Source organism: Methyloglobulus sp. (assembly GCF_046714055.1).
Taxonomy (GTDB): Bacteria; Pseudomonadota; Gammaproteobacteria; order Methylococcales; family Methylomonadaceae; genus Methyloglobulus.
In genome coordinates this window covers 1-7232 of the sequence record NZ_JBKKBJ010000255.1, presented here as the reverse complement: position 1 = coordinate 7232, position 7232 = coordinate 1, and the positions used below count along the sequence as shown (strand labels likewise).

The window sequence follows — 7232 nt, the reverse complement described above, 5'->3', positions numbered from 1 at the left end:
CGCAGGAAGAAAGTACGGAACCCCCGTTCAAAAATACGTACTGGGACGAAAAAAGGGATGGGATATATGTCGATGTTGTCAGTGGGGAGCCGCTGTTTTCATCGCTAGATAAATTCGATTCCGGCACCGGCTGGCCGAGTTTTTCCAAGCCGCTGGTAAAAGAGCATATTACCGAAAAGAATGATTTTTCATTATTTTCAAAACGTACTGAAGTACGCAGCCATTTTGGTGATTCGCATTTGGGCCATGTGTTTGATGACGGCCCGAAACCGACGGGATTGCGCTATTGCATGAATTCGGCGGCGTTACGGTTTATTCCTGTGGAAGACTTGGAAAAGTCGGGCTATGGGGAGTTTTTGCCTCTCTTTAAGTCTAATGCCCCTCATAAATGAAGTGCTACAACCCTTATTGACACACCCAGGTAAAAGTTATACCAAGTAGTAGCTTGCAGTAGGAGAAATTCATGAAGCAAAAGCAACATTATTTGACGGGTCATTCTAATTGTACCGCTGCCACCGTTGTCAAAGGTATTGACCGGGATGTGGAGTGGGGCGAAGATATTCTCATGCTAGGTTTGGGTATCGTCATGTTGTCTTCCTCATTCGCACCTGTTGCCCCACCAACTGTCATTTTGCCTCTGGTTGCCCTTACGTTTGCCATTACCTCAAGCTTGGCACGCATGAATTATCACACGATGGAACGCAAACTTCTGGCATCATTGGAACAATTGAATAGTTTTGAGCAGACCAAATTGAATCCTATTTGCAGGGTTTTTGTTGAACAACCCATGTGTTCGTTGAGCGAATCCTATAACCCGTTAAAAAATCTCAAACGATTTGGTAAAAGCGCGATGGGCGGGGTGTTAATCAATCCGCTCTGGATGCCTATTTTTTACACCATGGGCATACAGATTGTTGAAGAGAACAACCTCGCGGTGCTTAACAGGGCGGTTATCCGTGTTGAACAAAGGGTTTCGCCAGTATCGCTGGACAATCAAGAAAAGTGATTAGCTCATGGCTACAAACCTAACGCCCGAAGCTCAGTGCAGGGTCGGCAACGTTGCCACACGCGCTCGAATTCTTCTGCGAGTTGACGGTTACGGGCGGGCAAGGTCGGACTCCAGACACCTCGATAATGGCTGCTTTGCTGACGGAATAGATAACCATCACGGTCATTAATAATATAGGCCGATGGATATTGCAGGTCGTCAGCCTCGACGGGTGTGCGGAATAAAAATGCAGACGGCAGCCGCTGCGCCAGATCCAACAAAGGATGTGGCTGGCTGCGTACCGCCAGGGTATCTTGCACAATAATCAGCACGTTGCCGCCACTGCTGTTAATAGCAAATTGTTTGAGGGCTTCAACAATCTCTGCCCGTCCATACAAAACATGTTCCAGATCTGGGCTATAGATGCAGATTTGTCGGCGTGCCTTGCCAATAAGCTGAAGGATAGCAGATAACGTGCCCTCCAAGGTTTTGGTCTCGCTGATTTCTACTAAGGAGTCTTGCGGTTTTGGGACAGGGCGGCTAGATTTGCTTACCGGTTCTAAACACAACCTCATGATCTGATGAGAGATATTGGCTTCCATAAAAACATCGCCTTCTTTGACAAAACCGTATTTTCCGTAAAATCCTGACACAGTGGTTTGTGCATTGAGCATCAACTCAGTCCATCCCAATTTAAGTGCCTTATCAATCAGGGCTAGCAATAAAGCTTCGCCGACACCTTTCCCACGACATGTTTCCAGCACAGCCATACGGCCTATTTTATGGTCAGGTGTCAGCCTGCCTGTACCGATGGCTTGATGCTGGTTGTCGCGGGCGATCAAGTGGTAACAGTCTGGATCAACAGTGTCGAATTCCACTTCTTTAGGTATGTTTTGTTCGACAATAAACACGGCTTCACGCAAGGTACGAAGTTCGTCAAAATCGACCTGATAATCGGCGGGTTCAACACGGAAATCGGAAATATTCATAACTTGATTAAAGGGTTGCAGGGTTTGGCAGTGCTTCAATATTCCTTGAATTTAAAAACTGTTTTTAAATCACGATTACAATCAACTAGAAATATAGACCGTTTATCCAGTTTTTATGGAAAATTCTAATCAGGCTGAACTATAAGCTGTTTTTGTGTTGTCTATAAACCGTTATAATGACTACTTGAAACGGCTATTGCCATTACTGTATAAGATTGCCTCTTGTATTATTGTTGTCAATAAGGCGTGAGATTGGCAGTAGATCGGCAAAAACCCTACAACCCGGAGGAAATGGCGTGTGGCAGTTATAAAGATCACCCCTGAACAGATTAACCTGAAAAAACGTAAGGGGCCAAAAGGCCACGCCATCGACTTGGGTTCTTTGCGGGAAGTTCGGGCGCTGCTGGGTTCGGAATCCCGGCAAAAGGATTTGTTGATCGAACACTTACACAAAATTCAGGATAGGTATCAGCAGCTTTCAACCAAACATCTGGTCGCGCTTGCCCATGAAATGAATCTGGCAACAGCCGAGGTTTTTGAGGTCGCGTCTTTTTATCACCATTTTGATGTCGTCAAGGAAGGACAGCAAGCGCCAGCCGCTTTGACGGTCAGGGTCTGTGAGTCTTTGGCCTGTGCAATGTCAGGAGCTCATGATTTGATTCATGACTTGGAAAATGGCCTGGGTGATGGGGTTAGGGTACAAAAAGTGCCCTGCGTAGGCCGTTGTCAACATGCGCCTGTTGCGGTAGTGGGGCAAAATCCCATCGACCATGCGACCACGGAAGCTGTCAAAACGGCTGTGGACAACAAGGATACACAAGCCAAGATTACGCAATACATTAATTTAGCCCAATATAAGGCCGACGGCGGTTATCAGACCCTTAAAAACCTGCTGGAAGGGCAGATTGAACCCGAAAGCATCCTGCAAAAAATGGAGAGTTCCGGTTTGCGCGGTTTGGGTGGCGCAGGTTTTCCCGCTGGTAAGAAATGGCGAATCGTCAAGGGTTTTGCTGGCCCGAGGCTGATGGCCGTAAACATAGACGAAGGCGAGCCGGGGACATTTAAAGACCGTCATTACTTGGAACAAGACCCGCACCGTTTTCTCGAAGGCATGGTTATCGCTGCCTTAACAGTGGGTTGCGATGAAATTTATGTTTACCTGCGTGATGAATACGCGGGTTGCCGGGAAATCCTGACCAAAGAAATTGCTGCATTACAAAACAATCCACCTTCAACCGAGCATAAGTTGCCGCCGATCCACCTGCGTCGAGGCGCGGGCGCTTATATATGCGGTGAGGAATCGGCAATGGTTGAATCTATTGAGGGCAAGCGCGGTATGCCCCGTTTGAGACCGCCTTTTCTTGCCCAGGTTGGGCTGTTTGGCAGACCGACGCTGGAACACAATATGGAAACCTGCTATTGGGTCAGGGACATTATTGAAAAAGGGCCGGAATGGTTCACCTCACACGGCAGGAACGAACGTAAAGGCTTGCGGTCTTTTTCCGTATCAGGTCGCGTCAACAAGCCGGGAGTTCATCTGGCACCGGCAGGTATCACGGTAAGGGAACTGATAGCCGAATATTGCGGCGGTATGCTAGAAGGCCACGAGTTTTATGGCTACTTCCCAGGCGGCGCATCCGGCGGGATTTTGCCAGCGTTTATGGGCGATATCCCATTGGATTTTGATACCTTGAACAAATACGGTTGTTTTATCGGTTCAGCCGCCGTGGTTATTTTTTCCAAACACGATAGCGCCAGACAACTGGCCTTGAATGCGATGAAATTTTTCGAGGACGAGTCCTGCGGACAATGCACTCCGTGCCGGGTGGGTACGGCTAAAGCCGTAAGCCTGATGGAGCAGGATGTGTGGGATAAGGATTTGTTGGAAGAACTGTCATCCGTTATGGTCGATGCCTCCATCTGCGGTTTAGGACAGGCTGCGCCCAACCCGTTGCGTTGCGTGATCAAATACTTCCCGGACGAATTGCAATAATCCTCAGCACTAAGTAAAGAGAGTAAGAGCTATGGCTGCCAATCCAGAATACATCAACAAGCCCGAAATCAATTTTACCCTGGACGGCGAGAATATGTCCGGATATCAGGGCGAAACCATTTTGCAGATTGCCAAGCGGCACGGCAAGGAAATCCCGTATCTATGTTACACGGAAAGCTTACGTCCAGACGGTAATTGCCGTGTGTGCGTGGTGGAAATCGACGGCGAACGGGTACTGGCGCCTTCTTGTTGCCGTACACCAACTGAAGGCATGAAAATCCAGGCACAAAGCGAACGGGCCATAAAATCGCAAAAAATGGTGCTGGAATTGCTCAAGTCAGATATGCCTGAGCAGGGTAAATCACCTTATAAGCTGGATTCAGAACTGGATTTATGGGCGGAAAAGTTGAACGTGGGTGTGCCTCGATTTAAAAGCCGCACCCAGCCTGTTGCCGATTTATCACACCCCGCGATTGCGGTTAATCTGGATGCCTGTATCCAATGCACGCGCTGCGTCAGGGCTTGCCGCGAATCGCAAATGAATGATGTGATCGGTTACGCTAACCGTGGCGCCCATTCGGAAATCGTTTTCGATATTGCCGATCCGATGGGTGCGAGCAGTTGCGTGGGTTGTGGGGAGTGCGTACAAGCCTGTCCGACCGGTGCGCTGATGCCAGCGAACAACGTGGGCTTGCAAGTGCCTGACAAAACAGTCGATTCCACCTGCCCTTATTGCGGTGTGGGTTGCCTGATCAAGTACCATATCAAGGATAACAAGATATTGTATACCGAGGGCAGGGACGGGTTCACTAACCATCTGCGCCTTTGTGTGAAAGGCCGCTATGGGTTTAACTATATCGACAACCCATTGCGCTTGACCAAGCCGTTAATCAGGCGGGTAGGCGTGGCGAAGACTACGACGTTGCTTGATCCGAAAGACTTGGACAGCGTTTTCCGTGAGGCAAGTTGGGAAGAAGCCCTGGATTTTGCAGCCAATGGACTGAAAAAAATCCGCGATGAAAAAGGTAAAAAAGCCCTTGCCGGTTTAGGTTCGGCTAAAGGCAGCAATGAAGAGGCTTATCTGTTCCAAAAACTGGTGCGTACGGGTTTTGGTTCGAATAATGTCGATCATTGCACCCGGCTTTGCCACGCTTCATCCGTGGTTGCGCTACTGGAATGTATAGGTTCCGGTGCGGTATCCAATCCAGTTGCTGATGTGGCTAAGGCCGAAGTCATTATCATCATCGGCTCAAATCCAACGGTTAACCACCCGGTTGGCGCTACGTTCATGAAAAATGCCGCCGCAAAAGGTGCGAAGATCATCCTGATTGACCCCATCAGGACGGATATAGCCAAATATGCCAGCCACGTTTTGCAGTTCCGCCCCGATACCGATGTCGCGCTGCTTAATAGTCTTATGTACGTTATTCTTGAAGAAGGCCTACAAAATGATGAGTATATTGCCAAATACACCGAAGGTTTTGAGGCTATGCGCGGACATCTCAAACACTATTCGCCTGACTATGTTGCGCCCATTTGCGGCATAGATGCCAATACGATACGTGAAGTATCCAGACTTTACGCAACTTCAAAAGCTTCCATGATCTTTTGGGGTATGGGCATATCCCAGCACATACACGGCACAGATAACGCCCGCTGTTTGATTGCCTTGGCTTTGATGACGGGGCAAATTGGCAGGCCGGGTACCGGTTTGCACCCATTACGCGGACAAAACAACGTGCAAGGCGCATCCGATGTGGGCCTGATTCCTATGGTTTATCCTGATTACGAGCCTGTTGATAATCCCGCTTATCAGGCCAAGTATGAAAAATTATGGGGCGTCAAACTGGATTCAAAACGCGGCTTGACCACTGTGGAAATGATACATGCAATTTTACACCACGAAGTGTTTGGCATGTTCGTTGAAGGTGAAAATCCTGCCATGTCTGATCCCAACCAGAACCATGTACGCGAAGCCTTTGCGGCACTGGAACATTTAGTTATTCAGGACATTTTCCTCACAGAAACTGCCGGTTTTGCAGATGTGATCCTGCCTGCTTCGACGTTCTACGAAAAAACCGGAACCTTTTCGAACACCGACAGGCGGGTGCAAATAGGAAGACAAGCGGTTAATCCGCCCGGCGAGGCCAAACAAGATCTTTGGATTATTCAGGAAGTGGCTAACCGTTTGGGTTGTAACTGGAATTATAGCGGCCCTGAAGATGTATTCAATGAAATGCGTCAGGCGATGACCAGTATTGCAGGGATGACCTGGGAACGGCTTGAACGTGAAGACTCTTTGACTTATCCGCTGGAAAACGTTGGTGACCCTGGACAACCGATTATCTTTACTGATGGTTTCCCAACGCCATCGGGCAGGGGCAAGTTTGTCCCTGCCGAATATATCCACGCTGACGAGTTGCCTGATGATGATTATCCTCTGGTATTCATCACCGGTCGCCAGCTCGAACACTGGCATACAGGCAGCATGACGCGCCATTCGGTTACCTTGGATGCCATTGAACCCGATCCCGTGGTTAATCTTAATCCAGAAGACTTGAGCAATCTGGGTGTCGCAGCGGGAGAACTGATTACTATAGAGTCACGGCGAGGCAAGATTACCGCTTATGCCCGCTCAGATAATGCTATGCAAAAAGGTAATGTGTTCATGGCATTCTGCTATAACGAAGCCAATGCCAACTTGCTCACCAACGATGCGCTAGACCCTTCCGCAAAAATACCGGAATTCAAGTTCTGCGCGGTCAGGGCCTCGGCGGGTGGGATGCTGGCTAGGCGGATTAGTTAGTTGATTTCTCGTTGCTTAGGGCGAACTTGTGAACCCCAACAATTGTGACATTCATGCGTTGGGCTTCGTTACCTAGCCCAACCTAAGCGGTACAAGGCTCCGGAAGGGTGAACGTAATTACACTGGCTACTTCCTTAACCTCGAAATCATCTGATCTGCCTTCAATATATGATTTTGCTGCTATATTCGAAGTTAAGAACTGGTTTCTCATCCGACTGAACCCGTGACCGTGACCGGTATCCGCACTTACGGCCATACAATTTACAAGCTGTACGTCCGTGCAATCTTGATCTTTGTTGGTGGCATCAATTGTGAAACTTAGCTTGCAATAAACGAAGGGAGTCGCTATTTTTGCGAAAGCTTGTTTTGGGCATCCCAGCCCAAGCAAGCGGCAAAAACTTAACGCGACCGCCAATGCCTGCGGCTGCCCCAGCCGTCCTGCTTCCCTCGTTTTAT

General features: G+C 48.7%; 6 protein-coding genes. 4 read left to right on the top strand and 2 right to left on the bottom strand.

Annotation, left to right across the window (positions count from 1 at the left end; translation table 11 throughout):
- Positions 1 to 392, top strand: a 392-nt coding sequence (gene msrB, locus ACLQ6D_RS15170) for a peptide-methionine (R)-S-oxide reductase MsrB (RefSeq protein WP_411728153.1), incomplete at its 5' end; no start/stop codon positions are given.
- Positions 393 to 463: 71 nt separating this feature from the next.
- The gene (locus tag ACLQ6D_RS15165) at positions 464 to 1006 is read left to right on the top strand and encodes a hypothetical protein (RefSeq protein WP_411728152.1); all 543 of its coding nucleotides are present in this window, start codon (positions 464 to 466) and stop codon (positions 1004 to 1006) included.
- Positions 1007 to 1017: 11 nt separating this feature from the next.
- On the opposite strand, the gene ACLQ6D_RS15160 is transcribed toward ACLQ6D_RS15165, so the two are convergent.
- Positions 1018 to 1977 carry a GNAT family N-acetyltransferase gene (locus ACLQ6D_RS15160; protein WP_411728151.1) on the bottom strand — a complete coding sequence of 320 codons (960 nt, stop codon included), beginning with the start codon at positions 1975 to 1977 and terminating at the stop codon, positions 1018 to 1020.
- A gap of 298 nt (positions 1978 to 2275) precedes the next feature.
- Here ACLQ6D_RS15160 and ACLQ6D_RS15155 point away from each other — a divergent pair, with 298 nt between their 5' ends.
- On the top strand, positions 2276 to 3970 hold the full coding sequence (locus ACLQ6D_RS15155; RefSeq protein WP_411728150.1) for an NAD(P)H-dependent oxidoreductase subunit E: 1695 nt from the start codon (positions 2276 to 2278) through the stop codon (positions 3968 to 3970).
- A gap of 31 nt (positions 3971 to 4001) precedes the next feature.
- Positions 4002 to 6776 carry a formate dehydrogenase subunit alpha gene (fdhF, locus tag ACLQ6D_RS15150; RefSeq protein ID WP_411728149.1) on the top strand — a complete coding sequence of 925 codons (2775 nt, stop codon included), beginning with the start codon at positions 4002 to 4004 and terminating at the stop codon, positions 6774 to 6776.
- An 82-nt stretch (positions 6777 to 6858) separates the two neighbouring features.
- Here the strand turns inward: fdhF and ACLQ6D_RS15145 are convergent.
- Positions 6859 to 7232, bottom strand: a 374-nt coding sequence (locus tag ACLQ6D_RS15145; RefSeq protein ID WP_411728148.1) for a hypothetical protein, incomplete at its 5' end; no start/stop codon positions are given.

What these genes read in the sequence shown, in the direction of transcription:
- ACLQ6D_RS15165 (WP_411728152.1), top strand. Translation starts at nt 464, where the DNA reads ATGAAGCAAAAGCAACATTATTTGACGGGTCATTCTAATTGTACCGCT.
- ACLQ6D_RS15160 (WP_411728151.1), bottom strand. Translation starts at nt 1,977, where the DNA reads ATGAATATTTCCGATTTCCGTGTTGAACCCGCCGATTATCAGGTCGAT.
- fdhF (WP_411728149.1), top strand. Translation starts at nt 4,002, where the DNA reads ATGGCTGCCAATCCAGAATACATCAACAAGCCCGAAATCAATTTTACC.